General features: G+C 66.7%; 10 protein-coding genes. 7 read left to right on the top strand and 3 right to left on the bottom strand.

Annotation, left to right across the window (positions count from 1 at the left end):
* Window positions 1–4: 4 nt before the first annotated feature.
* The 7 genes from C6Y53_RS02915 to C6Y53_RS02880 all read left to right on the top strand — a co-directional run bounded on the left by C6Y53_RS02915 (window position 5) and on the right by C6Y53_RS02880 (window position 12,411).
* On the top strand, window positions 5–2,932 hold the full coding sequence (locus tag C6Y53_RS02915) for an NAD(P)-binding protein (RefSeq protein WP_106471053.1): 2,928 nt from the start codon (window positions 5–7) through the stop codon (window positions 2,930–2,932).
* A gap of 34 nt (window positions 2,933–2,966) precedes the next feature.
* Entirely contained in the window at window positions 2,967–6,011 is a 3,045-nt protein-coding gene (locus tag C6Y53_RS02910) for an ATP-binding protein (RefSeq protein ID WP_106471052.1), read from the top strand.
* Between the two features lie 123 nt (window positions 6,012–6,134).
* Window positions 6,135–7,280: a DUF819 family protein gene (locus C6Y53_RS02905; RefSeq protein ID WP_106471051.1), complete on the top strand. Its 1,146-nt coding sequence runs from the start codon at window positions 6,135–6,137 to the stop codon at window positions 7,278–7,280.
* A 3-nt stretch (window positions 7,281–7,283) separates the two neighbouring features.
* Window positions 7,284–8,708, top strand: coding sequence for a pyridoxal phosphate-dependent decarboxylase family protein (locus tag C6Y53_RS02900; protein WP_106471050.1), 1,425 nt, complete (start codon window positions 7,284–7,286; stop codon window positions 8,706–8,708).
* A gap of 145 nt (window positions 8,709–8,853) precedes the next feature.
* The gene (locus C6Y53_RS02895; RefSeq protein ID WP_106471049.1) at window positions 8,854–9,669 is read left to right on the top strand and encodes an alpha/beta fold hydrolase; all 816 of its coding nucleotides are present in this window, start codon (window positions 8,854–8,856) and stop codon (window positions 9,667–9,669) included.
* Between the two features lie 349 nt (window positions 9,670–10,018).
* The gene (gene rsgA, locus C6Y53_RS02890) at window positions 10,019–11,095 is read left to right on the top strand and encodes a ribosome small subunit-dependent GTPase A (RefSeq protein ID WP_106471048.1); all 1,077 of its coding nucleotides are present in this window, start codon (window positions 10,019–10,021) and stop codon (window positions 11,093–11,095) included.
* 830 nt (window positions 11,096–11,925) lie between these two features.
* Window positions 11,926–12,411 (top strand): hypothetical protein, encoded by a 486-nt coding sequence (locus tag C6Y53_RS02880; RefSeq protein WP_149615447.1) that lies wholly within the window; start codon window positions 11,926–11,928, stop codon window positions 12,409–12,411.
* A gap of 469 nt (window positions 12,412–12,880) precedes the next feature.
* On the opposite strand, the gene C6Y53_RS02875 is transcribed toward C6Y53_RS02880, so the two are convergent.
* From C6Y53_RS02875 to C6Y53_RS02865, 3 genes are read right to left on the bottom strand one after another with little or no spacing between them, the layout of a single operon-like run.
* Window positions 12,881–13,741, bottom strand: coding sequence for an ABC transporter permease (locus tag C6Y53_RS02875; protein WP_106471046.1), 861 nt, complete (start codon window positions 13,739–13,741; stop codon window positions 12,881–12,883).
* Between the two features lie 4 nt (window positions 13,742–13,745).
* Window positions 13,746–14,612: an ABC transporter permease gene (locus tag C6Y53_RS02870; protein ID WP_106473930.1), complete on the bottom strand. Its 867-nt coding sequence runs from the start codon at window positions 14,610–14,612 to the stop codon at window positions 13,746–13,748.
* Entirely contained in the window at window positions 14,612–15,685 is a 1,074-nt protein-coding gene (locus C6Y53_RS02865; RefSeq protein ID WP_106471045.1) for an ABC transporter ATP-binding protein, read from the bottom strand. The genes C6Y53_RS02870 and C6Y53_RS02865 overlap by 1 nt, the downstream gene beginning before the upstream one ends.
* Window positions 15,686–15,729: the final 44 nt, after the last annotated feature.

The following is a 15,729-nucleotide window of genomic DNA, read 5'->3' as shown; positions in this document are numbered from 1 at the left end:
ACATATGACCAAGACAAAGGTGGCGATCATCGGCGGAGGTGTCGGCGCAATTACGGCCGCCTATGCCATCGCCAGCGACGAGGCCCTCCGCGACAGGTATGACCTGACCGTCTATCAGCTCGGATGGCGGCTGGGGGGCAAGGGGGCGAGCGGCCGGCAGGCGGACCAAGGCGAACGTATCCTCGAACACGGGCTGCATGTCTGGGCGGGGTTCTACGAAAACGCCTTTCGGCTGCTGACCGACTGCTACGACCGCCTGAACCGGATGGGGCTGCGCGACAGGGACGCGCCGCTGGGCACCATCGGCGCCGCGTTCAAACCGCTGTCGCATGTCCTGCTGGCCGAACATGTGGAACTGGACGGCAAGCCGGCGGAATGGCGTCCCTGGCTGGTCGACCTGCCCTCGAACGACATGGTGCCGGGCACGGCGACCTCGGCGCCCGGTCCGTTCGCGATGTTCCTGCGGATGCTGTCGATCCTCAAGACCTTCTACGAGGACGGGGAATTCGGGCGGCTGGCGCGGGCGCATATGGGGGGCGATTTCGACCGGCTGCACGCCGCGCATGGCCGGCTGCACGACCATGCCCACGGGATGCCGCTGCTGCCGTCGAACCATAGCGCCCACGCGTCGAGCCTGCTGGTCGACCTGATCGAGGAGGCGCAGAAGGCCGTGGCCGGGTTGCAGACCCCCCGGCACCTGGAAAACGACGCCGCGCGGCGGACGCTCTACCTGGCCGACCTGTCGCTGGCCTATGCGCGCGGCATGGCCGCGACCGAGGTCTTCGCGCGCGGCTATGACGTGCTGGACCAGTGGGAGTTTACCGAGTTCCTGCGCCGCCACGGCGCCGGCGAACGGGCGCTGAACTCGGTGCTGCTGCGCGGCTGCTATGATTTCATCTTCGGCTACAGCGCCGGGCTGGGCCTGCATGGCGATTGCGGCGCCGGCACCGCGATCCGCGCGATGTCGCGGCTGATCCTCAGCTATCGCGGCGCCATCTTCCATGAAATGCAGGCCGGGATGGGCGACACCATATTTGCCCCCTATTACCAGGCGCTCAGGGCGCTGGGGGTCCGGTTCCGGTTCTTCAACGCCGCGCGCAGGCTGCGGCTGGACGACAGCGGCACCCGGATCGCGGCCATCGACATGGTCGAACAGGCCGAACTGGCCGGCGACGACTATGACCCGCTGCACGAGGTGCGCGGGCTGCCCTGCTGGCCGTCCGAACCCCGTTGGGACCAGTTGAAGCACGGCGCGAAGTTGCGCCGGGATGGCATTGATTTCGAATACGAAAAAAATCCCCCGACCGGTCGCGGATACACGCTGCGGGCGGGCAAGGATTTCGACCAGGTGATCCTCGGCGCGTCGCTGGGGTCGCTGCCCTACATGACCGGCGAACTGGCAAAGGCGTCGCAGCGCTGGTCCCGGATGCTGTCGGGTGTGCGCACCGTGGGCACCTGTGCCGCGCAGTTCTGGCTGCGCGAGGCCGAGGACCCGCTGGGCTGGCGGGCGCTGGTCGAGAAATGCAACGCGGGTGTCACCGAACCGGACGGGCCGCTGCGCACCATCATCACCGGTTTCGGCGAACCGCTCGATACCTGGGCCGACATGTCCCACCTGCTGGCCCGCGAAGACTGGGGCGACAAGGGGCCAAAGGCCATCGCCTATTTCTGTTCGCCCGCGCCCGATGGGCTCGATCTCGACAGCTTCAGGGCGCGGGTGCGGAAATGGGCCAATGACGATCTGACCCAGCTCTGGACCGGGGCCGAGGAAACCGGGCATCGCGGGTTCGACGACGCCCTGCTCTACAAGAAACCGCGGGCAAAGGGCAGCAGCTTCGACAACCAGTATTTCCGGGTCAATCTCTACGGGTCGGAACGCTATGTGCTGTCGGTGACGGGCAGCCTCTATCACCGGCTCGCCCCGGCCGAGAGCGGGTTCGACCGGCTCACGCTGGCCGGTGACTGGACCCGCTGCGGGCTGAATGCCGGCTGCGTCGAGGCGGCGACCATGTCGGGGATCGCCGCCGCGCAGGCGGTGACAGGCAAGCCGATGGTGAATATCGGCGCCGACGATATCGACATCGACGACAGCCTGCAGGAACAGGCCATGTATGACGCGGCCAACGTGTCGAACGCATCCTGGCCGCTGTCGGGGTTCTACGCGCGCGGGCAGATGAACGGCTGGTTCTTCTTCTACCAGATGCCGCGCGCCGAGGTGCAGGCGCTGCTGCCCGCGGGCGTGCACCTGGCGCAGACCGACCTGGCCGCGCCGGGGATGCACCCGGTGGGCATCTCGCTGTGCCGCTACCACGCGGTGCGCGGCAGTTTCGTGCCCGATTTCATGGCCATGCCGCCCTATGGCGAAGCCAGCTTTGCGATCCCCTTCGTCCGCCATGACGCCACCGGTCGGGCCAAGCTGCTCTATCCGCGCCGGCTCTATGTGGACAGCCGCCCCGCGATCGCCGCGGGCAGGGTATTCTATGCAATGGACAAGGTGTTCGCCGGGACGCAGGTGGACGACCGGTCGTTCCGGACCACCGATGGCGCCGGCCGGACCTTCATCGACGCGCAGTTCACCCAGCACGAGGACCCGCAGCCGCTGTCGCATCACCCGGCCTTCGGCACGGTCAGCGACCTGCTGGACCTGCCCTTCGTGACCACGGGCAAGCGCGGCAGCCTGTTCAACGTGTTCGACATGCAGTTGGACCACGCCTGGGCGGCGCCGGTTTCGGGCCGGGTCACCGTGACCGACACCCGGCCGGGCGGGTTCCCGATGGCCGAGCTCGACCTGGTGCCGTTGCGGCCACAGCACCCGCACGGGCTTCCCGGCGCGGTGCGGATATGGTGTAACTGGTCGATGACCAACCCGCTGGACAGCGCCCGCGTGCGCAGGGCGGCAATGGCGCAGAGCTGGCTGCGGCGCACATATTGACCGGGATGAAACCGGCGAGGAAACGGGGAACGGAATGAGCACCTGCCCGGCCTGTGGGGCCGAAGCCACCGAGGGAGCGCGGTTCTGCAGCGCCTGCGGCCTCGCGCTGGGGAAACGGGAAGAACCGGTTCCCGGCGCCGGGGTGGCGTTCAAGCGCATCCTGACGCTGATCTTCGTCGACCTGGTTGGTTCGACCGAACTGGCCGCCGCCGATGCGCTCGAGGATTACGACGCCACGCTGACCCGCTATCACGCGATCTGTTCGGACACGATCCGCAGCCATGGCGGATCGACGCTGGCGTTGCAGGGCGATGGCGTCCTGGCCTGTTTCGGCCTCTCCGACGATGGTGAAAACGCGGCACTCTCCGCCGTGGCCGCGGCCCGTGCGATGGTGGTGGCGATCCCCGCCGCGCTGCCGGGCGTAAACGCGCGGGTCGGTATCCATTCCGGCACCGTGCTGTGCCGGATGCAGGCGGATGGCGGGCTGTTGCCGAACATCTCGGGGCTCGATGTCAACATCACCTCGCGGATCCAGAACCAGGCCAGCCCGGGCGGGGTGGTGCTCAGCCGCGAGACGCTGGATTTCGTGTCGCGCATCGCGACGGTTCCGGCCTCCGATATCGGCGAGGTGCGGCTCAAGGGCGTGCCGGTGCCGATGCGGCTCTACGAGCTGGAGGAGGGCGAGCTGCAAGCGCCCGAAGACGCGGTGCAGACGCTATACGAGCGGGCGGAAACCGTGGCCCTGCTGACCGGCGCAACGCCGGTGCCCGACGGCTTGTCGCCGAACGTGACGATGATGATCGGCCCGGCGGGCATCGGCAAATCGGCGGTGCTGGGTGAAATCTCGCGCCGGCTGGGCAACACCCACCGGCTGATCGACCTGTCGTCGCGGCTGAACCTGCGGCACACGCCGCTCTACCCGGTGGCGGAATGGCTGGCGCGGGCGCTGGGCTATGCGCGGTTCCCGCTGGACCCGGATGCCGACCGGGCCGAGTTCGCCGCCCGGCTGCGCACGCTGGTGCCCGGACTGGGCGACATGCAGGAAGAGATCGCCGCCGACCTGATGGGGCTGGCTGCCGCGCAGGCGGTGCAGCTGCGCTATGCCGCGCCGCAGCTACGGGCGCTGCGGATCGGCACGATGGCCGACCTGGTGGCGCATCTGATGGCGGCAGAGCCGGTGCTGCTGAGTTTCGACGACTACCACTGGGTCGACGAGGACAGCCATGCCTTTGTCGGCAAGCTGCTGGAACGCGGCGTTCCCGAACGCGCGCGGGTGGTGCTGACCGCGCGCCCCGGTAGCGACCTCGGCGCCTTCGCCACCACCCACGGGCTTCATGTCATCCGGCTCGAGGCGCTGAGCGTGGACGCGGTGCGCGAGATGCTGGCGGGGCTGGGCAGCGACGGGATGGACGCGGCCGAGGCGGACCGTGTCACCGTCATGGCCGAGGGCAACCCGCTGTTCCTGCGCACGCTGCTGAACCTCTATCGCCGCAGGGGCGAGGACACGGCCGGCCGCGCCCTGCCGCCGACGATCGAGGCCACCTTCCAGGGCTTCGTCAATTCCTTCGGGCCGCTGCGCGACCTGGTGCTGCGCGCCGCCGTGATCGGGCGCGGGTTCACCGCCGAGGAACTGTCGTGGATCGCCGGGCGCGGGGACGGCCTGGATCATGACCAGACGCATGACCTGGCCCATGATTTGGGCGAGCTGGCGGGCGCCGGGGTGATCGAACCGACCGCGGGCGGGGGTTGGCAGTTCAGCCATATCCTGTTGCAGGAAGCCGCCTATAACATGATCCCCGGCAGCCAACGGCGCGGGCTGCATGGGCAGGTGGCCGCGGCGCTGACCGAAAACGACCCGCAGCGGGTGGCCGCGGTGCCCGAGATCGTGGCCGATCACGCGATTGCCTCGGAAGATCCCGGGATCATCGCCGGCAGCTGCGTGCAGGCCGGGGCGAGCTTCCTGCAGCGCGCCGGGTTCGACCGGTCGATCCACTATCTCGACGCGGCGCTGGCGGCGCTGGGACAGCTCGGCCCGGCGGCCGAGGGCGCGCGGCTGACCGCGCTCAGCCTGCTGGCGGCGGCGCGGGTGCAGCGGCTGGGCTTTGCCCATCCCGACACGGTCGAAAGCTACCGGCTGCTCGAGGCGGAGGCGGGCGAACGCGGCGCCGGCGGGCCCGAGCATATCATGGCGCTCTACGGGCTGTTCGCGCACCGGATGATGTCCGGCGACGTGCGCCGCTCGGCCGAGATCGTCGACGAAATGCTGCGGGTCGCCGATCCCGCGGACCCGCAGCAGCAGGTGCTTTGCCTCGTCAACGTGAGCGCGCAGGCGCTCTATTCCGGGCGGCTGGACGACAAGCTGGCCGCGACCGCCGAGCTCGAGAAGATCTATGACACGGCGCAGCACGGCACCTTGTTCCTGTCGGTCGGGGCCGATCCGCTGGTCGCGGTCAAGACCGGCGATGCCAATGTCCACGGGCTGCGCGGCGATGTCGAAACGGTGCGGCGCCTGACCCGCGAATCGCTGGCCCATGTGGACCGCATCGGCGCGATCCTGCAACGGCCCTGGGTCAAGATCTTCAACGGATCGGCGATGGCCGCAGCCGGACAGATGGACGAGGCGCTGGACATGGTCGTCGAGGGCACCGAGATCGCCGACCAGCAGGGCGCGGCCTTCTGGTCGCTGAACGGGCGGATCTGGCAGGAGGTGCTGGGATTCTACGCCCGCCGCCCCGATGCCGGCGGCGAACCGCTGGCGGCGCTGGTCGAACAATGCAGCGCCATCGGCATCGGGCTGAACCGGCCGTTCTTCAGATGTATCGACGCGGCGTCGCGGTTCCGTCGCGGCGGCGGCGAAGAGGCCCTGGCGATGATGCAGGACGCCACCCGCGAACTGGCCCGGTCGGGCCAGCGCCAATGGGCGCCCGAGGCGTGGCGGCTGCGGGCCTGGGTCCATTGGAAGATGGGCGATCCGGTGCGCGCGCGCCGCTGCCTGGGGCTGGCGCTGGACCTGGCCCGGTTCTCGGGCGCGACCATGTTCGAACGGCGTATCCTGGCCCAGATCGACGCCACCGGCTGAGCCCGGCCCGGCGCGGGGCCACCTCTCATGTTGATTGTTTTCCGCGAAACCTCTTTTCTGCCAGAATGAAGGATCAGCGCCGCCGGCCCGGTCACGGGGTCGCGGCGCGGGGCAGGGGGAAGAATGCAGGATATCGGTCTAGCGGCGCTTTTCGTGGTCGCCCCGGCGGGGCTGTTGTGGCTGTGCCGGCATTCGGCGCTGGCCCGCAGGGCGGGGCCGATCGTGCTGTGCTATGCGGCGGGGCTGGTGCTGGGCCTTTCCGGGCTGTTGCCCGAGACGGCGGCGGGCCTCCGCACCACCGTGACCGAGGCGGCGCTGGGGCTGGCCTTGCCGCTGCTGCTGTTCTCGGTCGATCTGCGCGCCTGGGGGCAGGTGGCCGGGCGGGCGATGGTGTCGATGGCGCTGGCGGTGGCGGCGGTGGTCTGCGTGTCCTGCCTGCTGTTTGCCGCATTTGCCGCGCGCGGGGTTGCGCGGCCCGAACAGCTCTCGGCGATGGCGATCGGCATGTATACCGGCGGCATCGCCAATCTGGGCGCGATCAAGCTGGCGCTGGGCATCCCGGATGCGCGCTACCTGCTGTTTGCCACCGTGGACACCGCGGTGGGGGCGGTCTACCTGATGTTCGTGCTGACCGTCGGCCCGCGCCTCTTTGCCCGGCTGCTGCCCGCGTTCGAGGCGGACCGGGGCGCCGGAACGGTCGGGGTGCAGCCCGGAGACACCTATGCCGATCTGCTGACCCGCGCGGCATTGCCCGGCGTCGGGCTGGCGCTGGGCGCGGCCGCGCTCTGCGTCGCGCTGGCCGTGGCGCTGGCGCCGCTCGTCCGCCTCGCCGGGGCGCAGATCATGGTGATCGTGCTGCTGACCAGCCTGGGCCTGGCCGGGTCGCTCTGGCGGAGGCTGCGCGACAACCGCGCCGCGCCACGGCTGGGCATGTATCTGATCTATGTCTTTACCTTCGCGGTGGCGGCCTCGCTCGACCCGGCGGCGCTGGCGGGCATGGACCTGTCGGTGCTGGTCTTCGTGCTGGTCGCCACCTTCGGCAGCCTCGCCCTGCATGCCGTGCTGTGCCGCGTGGTCAGAGTTGACCGCGACACGTTCCTGATTACATCGGTTGCCGCGATCATGTCGCCCGCTTTCGTGCCGATGGCGGCGCGCGCGCTGGGCAATCCCGGCGTGCTGATGTCGGGAATGGCCACGGGGATCCTGGGCTTTGCGCTGGGCAATTACCTGGCGATCACGGTCGCGCTGATCCTGGGTTCGGGAGGTTAGGACATGACCCATGCAAGACTGCCCGATCAGGGCCGCGACGCCGCCGCGATCCTGGACGAGCTGGACGGGTTCGCGGCGGAGGATCCCGCCTATCGCGACGGGCGGATCTGGAGCCTTGTCTATCACCTCGACGACGCCCATGACGATTTCGCCCATGCGGCCTATCGCCGGTATTCCTCGGCCAACGGGTTGAACCCGGCGGCCTTTCGCAGCCTCAAGCGAATGGAAACCGATATCGTGTCGATGGCCGCCGGGATCCTGCGCGGCGGGCCGGACACCTGCGGCGTGTTGACCGCGGGCGGCACCGAAAGCTGCCTGCTGGCGGTCAAGACCTATCGCGACATGGCCCGCAAGACCCGCCGGGTCAGCCGGCCCAACATGGTGATCCCCGCCACCGCGCATGTGGCCTGGTTCAAGGCCGCCGAGTATTTCGGGGTGAAGCCCCGGCTGCTGCCGATGACCGCCGGTCACGCCACCGACATCGTGAAACTGGCGCGCCGGATCGACCGCAACACGGTGATGGTGCTGGGCTCGGCACCCGAGTATCCCCATGGCACCATCGACCCGATCGCGGAGATGGCCGGGATCGCCGCGGCCAAGGGCGTGCCGGTGCATGTGGATGCCTGCGTGGGCGGGTTCATCCTGCCCTTCATGGAGATGAACGGCGCCGATCTGCCCGACTGGGATTTCCGGGTGCCCGGCGTGACCTCGATCTCGGCGGACCTGCACAAATACGGCTACGCCGCCAAGGGGGCGTCGCTGATCCTCTATCGCGACCTCGATCTGCTGAAACACCAGATGTTCGTCCACCAGGACTGGCCCGGCGGCGTGTTCGCGTCGCCGGCGCTGCTGGGCACCCGGCCCGGCGGGGCCTATGCCGCCGCTTGGGCGGTGATGCAGAAGATGGGGACCGATGGCTATCGCGACCTGGCGCGGCGCACCTCCGAGGCGGTCGAGGCGCTGAAGGCGGGCATCGCGGCGACCGGCGGGCTGGCGGTGATCGGCAACCCGCAGGGGCCGCTGCTGGCCTACCGCTCGACCGATCCCGACCTGAACATCTTTGCCGTCGCCGACCGGCTCGAGGCGCGGGGCTGGAGCGTGAACCGGGTGCAGAACCCGGACGGCATCCACGCGATGGTGACGGCACGGCACCGCGAGGTGACCGGCGCCTATCTGGCCGACCTGGCGCAGGCGGTGGCCGAGGTCCGCGCCGACCCGGCGCTGGCCGACAGCGGCAGCGCCGCCGCCTACGGGATGATGGCGCATGTGCCGCTGCGCGGGATGGTCAAATCGCGGGTGCTCGACATCTTTGCCGAGATGTATCGCGCGGGCGGCGGCGGCGGGGTCGACCTGCACGCGGGCGGCGAACCGGGGCTGATCGACCGCATCGCCACGCGTTATGTCCGCTGGAAATCGCGACGCGGCTGACGGCCGCGAGGTTCCGCCGGGGCCAACCCGGCCCGCTGCGGCCACCCGGCGGAGGTTTCGCGCCCCGGCGCGCGCTTTGCGACGAAACCGTGCGCCCCGGCGGTGTTCGTGCTATCATCGTTTTCGCCTGGCGAGCGGGGACCACATGCCCAGCCTCAACATCAACGGTGCGCGCATCCATTACGAAGACACGGGCGGCGACGGCGACCCTGTCGTCTTCTCGCATGGTCTCCTGTTCAGCGGGGCCATGTTCGAGGCGCAGGTCGCCCATTTCCAGGACCGTTTTCGGTGCATCACGTTCGATCACAGGGGGCAGGGCCAGAGCGGCGTCACCGAGGCAGGGTATGACATCGAGACCCTGACCGAGGATGCCGCCGCCCTGATCGCGGCGCTCGACGCCGCGCCCTGCCATTTTGTCGGCCTCAGCATGGGCGGTTTTGTCGGCATGAGGCTGGCGGCGCTCAGGCCGGACCTGCTGAAGTCCCTGACATTGCTCGAAACCAGCGCCGAACCGGAAGATCCCCAGAATGCGCCGAAATACCGGGTTCTCAACATCGTGGCGCGCTGGGTCGGATTGTGGGCCGTAACCGGCCGGGTGATGCCGATCATGTTCGGGCGCACGTTTCTCGCCGATCCCGACCGCGCCGGGGAACGACGGCGGTGGAGCGCGGCCATCGCGGGCAATGACCGGATCGGGATCACGCGCGCGGTCAGCGGGGTGATCGGGCGACCGGGCTGCGTCGATCTGCTCGGCAGGATACGGCTGCCCGTGGGCATAGGCGTCGGCGATGAGGATGTTGCAACCGTTCCCGAGAAATCCGAACGCCTGCATCGCGACATCGACGCGTCCGAACTGGTCCTGTTCAGCGGGGCCGGTCATTCCGCGTCGATAGAGACGCCCGACCAGGTGAACGAATTGATCGAACGCACCATCCGGCGCGCCGGAACGCCGACGGGGTGAACCGGGACGCCGACGGCTGGCCCGCCGAAAGGCCCTGCGAGGGTCCCCACCCGGATCGGTGTTGCGCCGTGATTGCCGGGCTTCAGCCGGGGGCCTCGACGGATGCACGATCCGCGCCTGACGGCCCGCAGCCGCAAAATCTTGTAAAGGTCCGGTCGGGTTGCTATCTGCGGATCACGGCAATGGAGATTTCATGTCCCGGTAATGTGGGGAGGCAGAGCGCCCTCCCGGAGCAAGACTGAACAGACCCGAACATCCGTCACGAACGGGTGAGCGATGTCTTGCAATCAAATTCTGCACAAAATTGCCCGGGCACATGCCCGCGGCCGGACCATGAAAGTTCACGACAATGACACGGGACTATTCCCAATTCTTCCCGCCCGCGGGCGGTGGCAAGACGGCTGAACGCACCCGATCCAAACTGGACACGCTCGGGTGGCAGCCATATTTCGCGCAACAGGTCGACATGGACGACCTGATCGCGACCCCGCCTGCGCGCGTCGTCGAAGTCCATCGCAACGGATTGCACGTTGTCGGCGATGGCATCGACAGGCTGATCCCGCCGGGACCGGAGGCCACGGTCGGCGATTGGCTGCTGCTCGATCCGGACCAGCCCGCCGCCAGCCGAACCCTTCATCGCAAGAGCCTGTTCAAACGGCGCGCGCCCGGAACCGACCGCAGGCTGCAACTGATCGCCGCCAATGTGGATACGGTCTTCATCGTCACCTCCTGCAACCGGGATTTCAACGTGGCGAGGCTCGAACGCTATGTGGCGCTGGCCTTTGACGCAGAGGTCACGCCGGTGGTCCTGCTGACCAAGGCGGATCTCTGCGACGACACCGACCCCTACCTGCAGGCGGCGTCGGCCATCTCGCGGCGGCTGGTTGCGCTTGCGCTTAACGCGCTCGGCCCGGAACCGCGGGTGAAACTGAAACCCTGGTGCGGGCCGGGCCAGACGATTGCGTTCCTGGGGTCATCGGGCGTCGGCAAGTCGTCGCTGGTGAACGCGTTGATGGATGACCAGGCGGTGGGAACCGGCGCGATCCGAGAAGATGACGCAAAGGGGCGGCACACCACCACGCGGCGGCAGCTGCATTTTCTGCCGAACGGCTGTGCGGTCCTCGACACCCCCGGCATGCGGGAGCTTCAACTCGCCGATGCGCAGGACGGCATCGCCGACCTGTTCGACGATATCTCGGCATTGGCCGGGCAATGCCGGTTCGGCGATTGCGCCCATGACACCGAACCCGGCTGCGCGATCAAGGGCGCGCTGGAACGGGGGGCGATCACGCCCGAGCGCCTGGCCCGGTGGAACAAGCTGGTGGCGGAAGAACGCTTCAACTCGGCCTCGCTGACCGAGCGGAAATCGGGTGAGAAAGCCCTGCAGAGAACGATCCGGGCGATCCAGAAGACCAACAGGAAGTAGCGCGATGATCCGGAAATACAGTGCAAAGCACACCGCCGCGCCGCCTGTTTCGAGCCCGACCAGGACATTCGGGTTCCGGCCGCCTGGACGCTTCACGCTTCACCCGGCGTCGATCATGGCATGATCGGGCCAGCAGATGACGCGCATACGGCTCGGGGAGCGGCATGTATCTTCGAACGCAACGAATTCAGGGACGTGAGGCCGGACAGCTCAGTGCGCCTGAAGGGGGGTCAACTTGATGCGACAACCTCGCCCGGGTCGATAACCCGGGTGGGTTCGATTGGCGAGGAGACCGGAAAGGCGCTTCCGGCAATCTTCGCGCTGACAGGTGACAGTTTTCGGTTCGACGCGGCAGATGAAGGTCAGCCGCGACCGGCACGGTTCAAGACCGTCGCCGGGCTTACCATGCGAGCGTTCAGGCGCGTCAACTGAGCGATGGTCGCCCGGTCCGCCGAGCCGCCGCGTCCATGCCGGGCAGCGCACCGGGGCTGATCGACCGGATCGCCAAGCGCTATGCGCGCTGGAAGTCACGGCGGGGGTGGCGAATAGAACTTTCTATCGAGGCCAAATCAGACCCATGCCGGCCGCGCGGCGGCCCCCTGTTTCGAGCCCTTTGGGACCGATGCTGCGCAGGCAACAAATGTCGGCTGTCCATGCCCCAAAGCCGAACCTGAATCCTGCGTCCGAGCAAATAAAGGTTGTCACCATCCGCAACATAGCGCAATCGGACAAGAGCCGCGCCTCTCAGTCATGCCGCGCTAGCCATAGCTTCTGGTTGAAGTTTTGGGCAAAGTGCTGTCTGATAGGTTCAACACAAAGAGAGTTGCCAGATGTCTGTAATCAAAGCATCTTTTCGCGGCCTTGTGGGTGTATTGTTCGGTGTAGGATCGGCAATTGCGCTGACACCTGCTTTCGCAGCCTTCACTACTGATCAGGACACCATTACACCAGTTATCATGATGTCCCTTGTTCTACTCTGCGGCGTTCTTTGTTTCTTTGCGCCAACTATTCGCAGAGCGTTTGGCCGTGGTTTTCTCATGTTAGGAGCTTCAGTTTTTGCGCTTCCAATTTCTGCCTTCCTACTGTCTGGTCGCGCTGCTTCTGAAGTAGTCAGCACCGCTGAAGAAGGATCAGAAGCCTTTGCTGCGGTGGGTGCAGGGCTTGCAGGTGTTGCAGTCACGGGGTTGGCAACATTCGTCGGTGTCATAATCGGCGCAATCCTTCTACTCATTGGTCTGATACTCAGCCTTGGCGGGCGTCGGGAAGTAATAATCGTAGAGAGGGACAATCGTCGTGAACCAACAATTCAAAAGTAACTTTCTGATACGCTTGATCAGGTCATCGCCCGCGAGAATTGCTTTCCCGATCTGTGTTCTTTTCGGGTCGCCAGTGCTTGCCGACCCTGTATCAATCCACGATTACCTTGAGTCTATGGATCGAACAGAAGTGAGTTTTTCGGGGCGAATTAAATACGATAGCAGCGAAGATAACTTCACGTTCTATGACGAAAATCGCGACCCGTTTGGTGTCACCGTCGATGCTGGTAGAGACGCTCGTGAACAGATTGAGACTAGGTGCGACAACCCCAGCTTCATGGTGTCTTACTCTGATCTTTGCACGATATCTGGAAGTGGTTCAGTCGAAATCAGGGGATCGCAAATTTACATCAGCATAGAAGCTGTCAATCAACTCAGCAAATAATCGAGGCTAGCCTGCGCCAAAGACAGCTTTGTCCGCCGATCTGCCGCGTCCATGCCGCGCGGCGAATGGCGGCTTCGGGCCGGGTCAGGTTTCGCCCTTGTCGCGTTGCACCAGAACGCTGGCCAGCGCCAGCAGTCCCGAAGCGATCATCAGGAACACCGACACCGCGTTCAGCACCGGGGTCGAGCCGACCTTGACCATGCGGTCATACATGGTGATCGTCAGCGGCGCATCCGATCCCACCAGCATCAGCGTGGTGTTGAAATTCTCGAACGACACCAGGAACGCGACCACGAAGGCGGAAAACAGTGCCGGGAAAAGGAAGGGCAGGGTGACCGTGGCCAGCACGCGCAGCCGGCTCGCGCCCAGGTTCAGCGCCGCCTCTTCAAGGGCGACGTCGAATTTCTGCAGCCGCGCCGCGATCACCAGCGAGGTGATGGTGGTCAGGAACGAAAACTGCCCCAGCACGATCAGCGGGATGCCGGGCCGCAGCGCCTTGATGTTGATGCCGGTGGCCGTGTCGATGCCGTTGGCGATCATGCTGGCGAAAACGAGGATCGAGATGCCGAGGATCACGCCGGGGATCACCAGCGGGATCACCATCAGGATGTAGAGCACGTTCTTGAACGGGAACTCGCGCCGCTCGAACAGGAACGCGTTGCAGGTGCCCGCCGCCACCGCCAGCGCCGACACGATCAGCCCGATATAGAGCGAATTGCCCAGCCCCCGCAGCAGCCGGTCGTCATGGAACATGCCCAGTTTCGGTTCGGTGTCGTTGAAGAACCAGTCCAGCGTGAACCCCTGCCAGGGCAGCGCCGGAAACAGGCTGTCGTTGAAGGCGAAGATGCCGGCCGCCAGCAGCGGCGCCACGAGGTAGAGAAAGAAGATCACCACATAGGCGCGGTAGGCAAAGCTGAGGAACGGCGTGCGGGTGGCGCGGGTCATCGGCTCACTCCTTGGCAACCGTCGTGGCCAGGCTCTGCCCGGTCAGTTTCAGCCCCAGCCACACCACCAGCGAGGTAAAGCCCAGCAGAAGCACCCCGAAGGTGGCCCCGGCCTCCCAGTTGTAGCGGGTGATGAACTGGCTGTAGATCTGTTCGGTGAACCAGCTGGAATTCTTGCCGCCCAGCAGGATCGGGGTCAGGTAGCTGCCGGCCGCCAGCATGAAGGTGATGATGCAGCCGGCGACGATCCCCGGCATCGCGTAGGGCAGGATGATGCGGCGGAACACGGTGAACCGGCTGCCGCCGAGATTGTAGCCGGCCTCGAGCATCGCGTCGTCCATGCCGTCGAGCGTCGACACCAGCGGCACGATCATGAACAGGACGACGGTATAGACCAGCCCGATCACCACGGTGACATCGTTGTAGAGCAGTTCGACCGGTTCGCCGATCAGGCCCGTCCCTTGCAGCAGTCCCGAAACCAGCCCGGTTTCGCGCAGCAGCACGATCCAGCCGAAGGCGCGCACCAGGTCACTGACCCAGAGCGGCACGAGGCAGAGCAGGAACAGCGCCGCCTTCGACCGCGCCCGGGCGATCTTGGCGATGTAATAGGCGATCGGAAACCCGATCAGCAGCGCCAGGATGGTGACGAGGATCGACATCCACGCGGTGCGCAAGAGCGTGTTCCAATAGATCGGTTCGCCGAGGAAATCGAGATAGTTGCCCAGCCCGAACGTGTATTCCCCCGGCCCGACCTTCTCGCGCAGCGAGACATAGCCGATGCCGATCTGCGGCAGCACGATCAGCAGGCCGATCCACAGCGCAAAGGGTGCCATCAGCAGAAAGAGCGACAGCCTGGCCGCGTCCGACCGCATCACGCCGCCCGCCCGGCGAAACACAGGGCCCGGTCGCGCTGCCAGTTGATCTGGACGGCGTCGCCCTGGGTCACGCCGCTCATCCCGGCCTGGTCCGCGACCTCGACCAGGTCGCCGGCCTGGCTGCGCACCAGCACCCGGCTGTTGGCGCCGTTGAACAGCAGGCTGTCCACCTTGCCGGCCATGGTGCAGCCCGGTTCGCCGGCGCCGATGGCGATGGCCTCGGGGCGCACGAACACCTCGACCGCCGCGCCTTCGGACAGCCCCGCCGCCCCGGCCCGCGCCAGCACGCCGCCGCCCTGGTCGAGCGCCACCTTGACCTCGTCGCCCGCCACCCGGACCACCGTGCCCTGCCAGCGGTTGGTGTCGCCCACGAACCCGGCGACAAAGCCCGAGACCGGGGTTTCGTAGAGGTCGCGGGGCGGGCCGATCTGTTCGAACCGCCCGGCATTCATCACCGCCACGTTGTCGGACATCACCAGCGCCTCGGACTGGTCATGGGTGATATAGAGGAACGTGGTCTCGAACTGGTGCTGCAGCAGTTTCAGTTCGATCTTCATGTGTTCGCGCAGTTTCAGGTCGAGCGCGCCCAGCGGTTCGTCGAGCAGCAGCACATCCGGTTCCAGCACCATGCAGCGCGCGATCGCGATGCGCTGTTTCTGCCCGCCCGACAGCTGGCTGACCTGTTTCTCCTCGACACCGGGCAGGCCGACCCGGTCCAGCACCGCGCGCACGCGCTCGGTGATCTCGGAGCGGCCGTCACCCCGGCAGCGCAGCCCATAGGCGATGTTCTCGCCCACGTTCATCATCGGGAACAGGGCCAGGTGCTGGAACACCATCTTCACGTTGCGCCGGTTCGGCGCGAGGTTCAGCACGGACTGGCCCTTGATGCTGATATCGCCCGCGTCCGGGTCCTCGAACCCGGCGATCATGCGCATCAGCGTGGTCTTGCCGCAGCCCGAGGGGCCGAGGATCGAAAAGAAGGAGCCCGAGGGAACGTCGAAGCTGACATCGTTGACGGCGGTGAAGCTGCCGAACCGCTTGGTCACGGCGCTGCATTCGAGATCGAACATGGGGACGGCCTTTGAAATTCGTGGTGGACCGGGGCGGTGGCGCC

Origin of the sequence: Pukyongiella litopenaei (genome assembly GCF_003008555.2) — a bacterium.
GTDB lineage: Bacteria > Pseudomonadota > Alphaproteobacteria > Rhodobacterales > Rhodobacteraceae > Pukyongiella > Pukyongiella litopenaei.
This window is presented reverse-complemented; position numbering and strand designations above follow the sequence as displayed.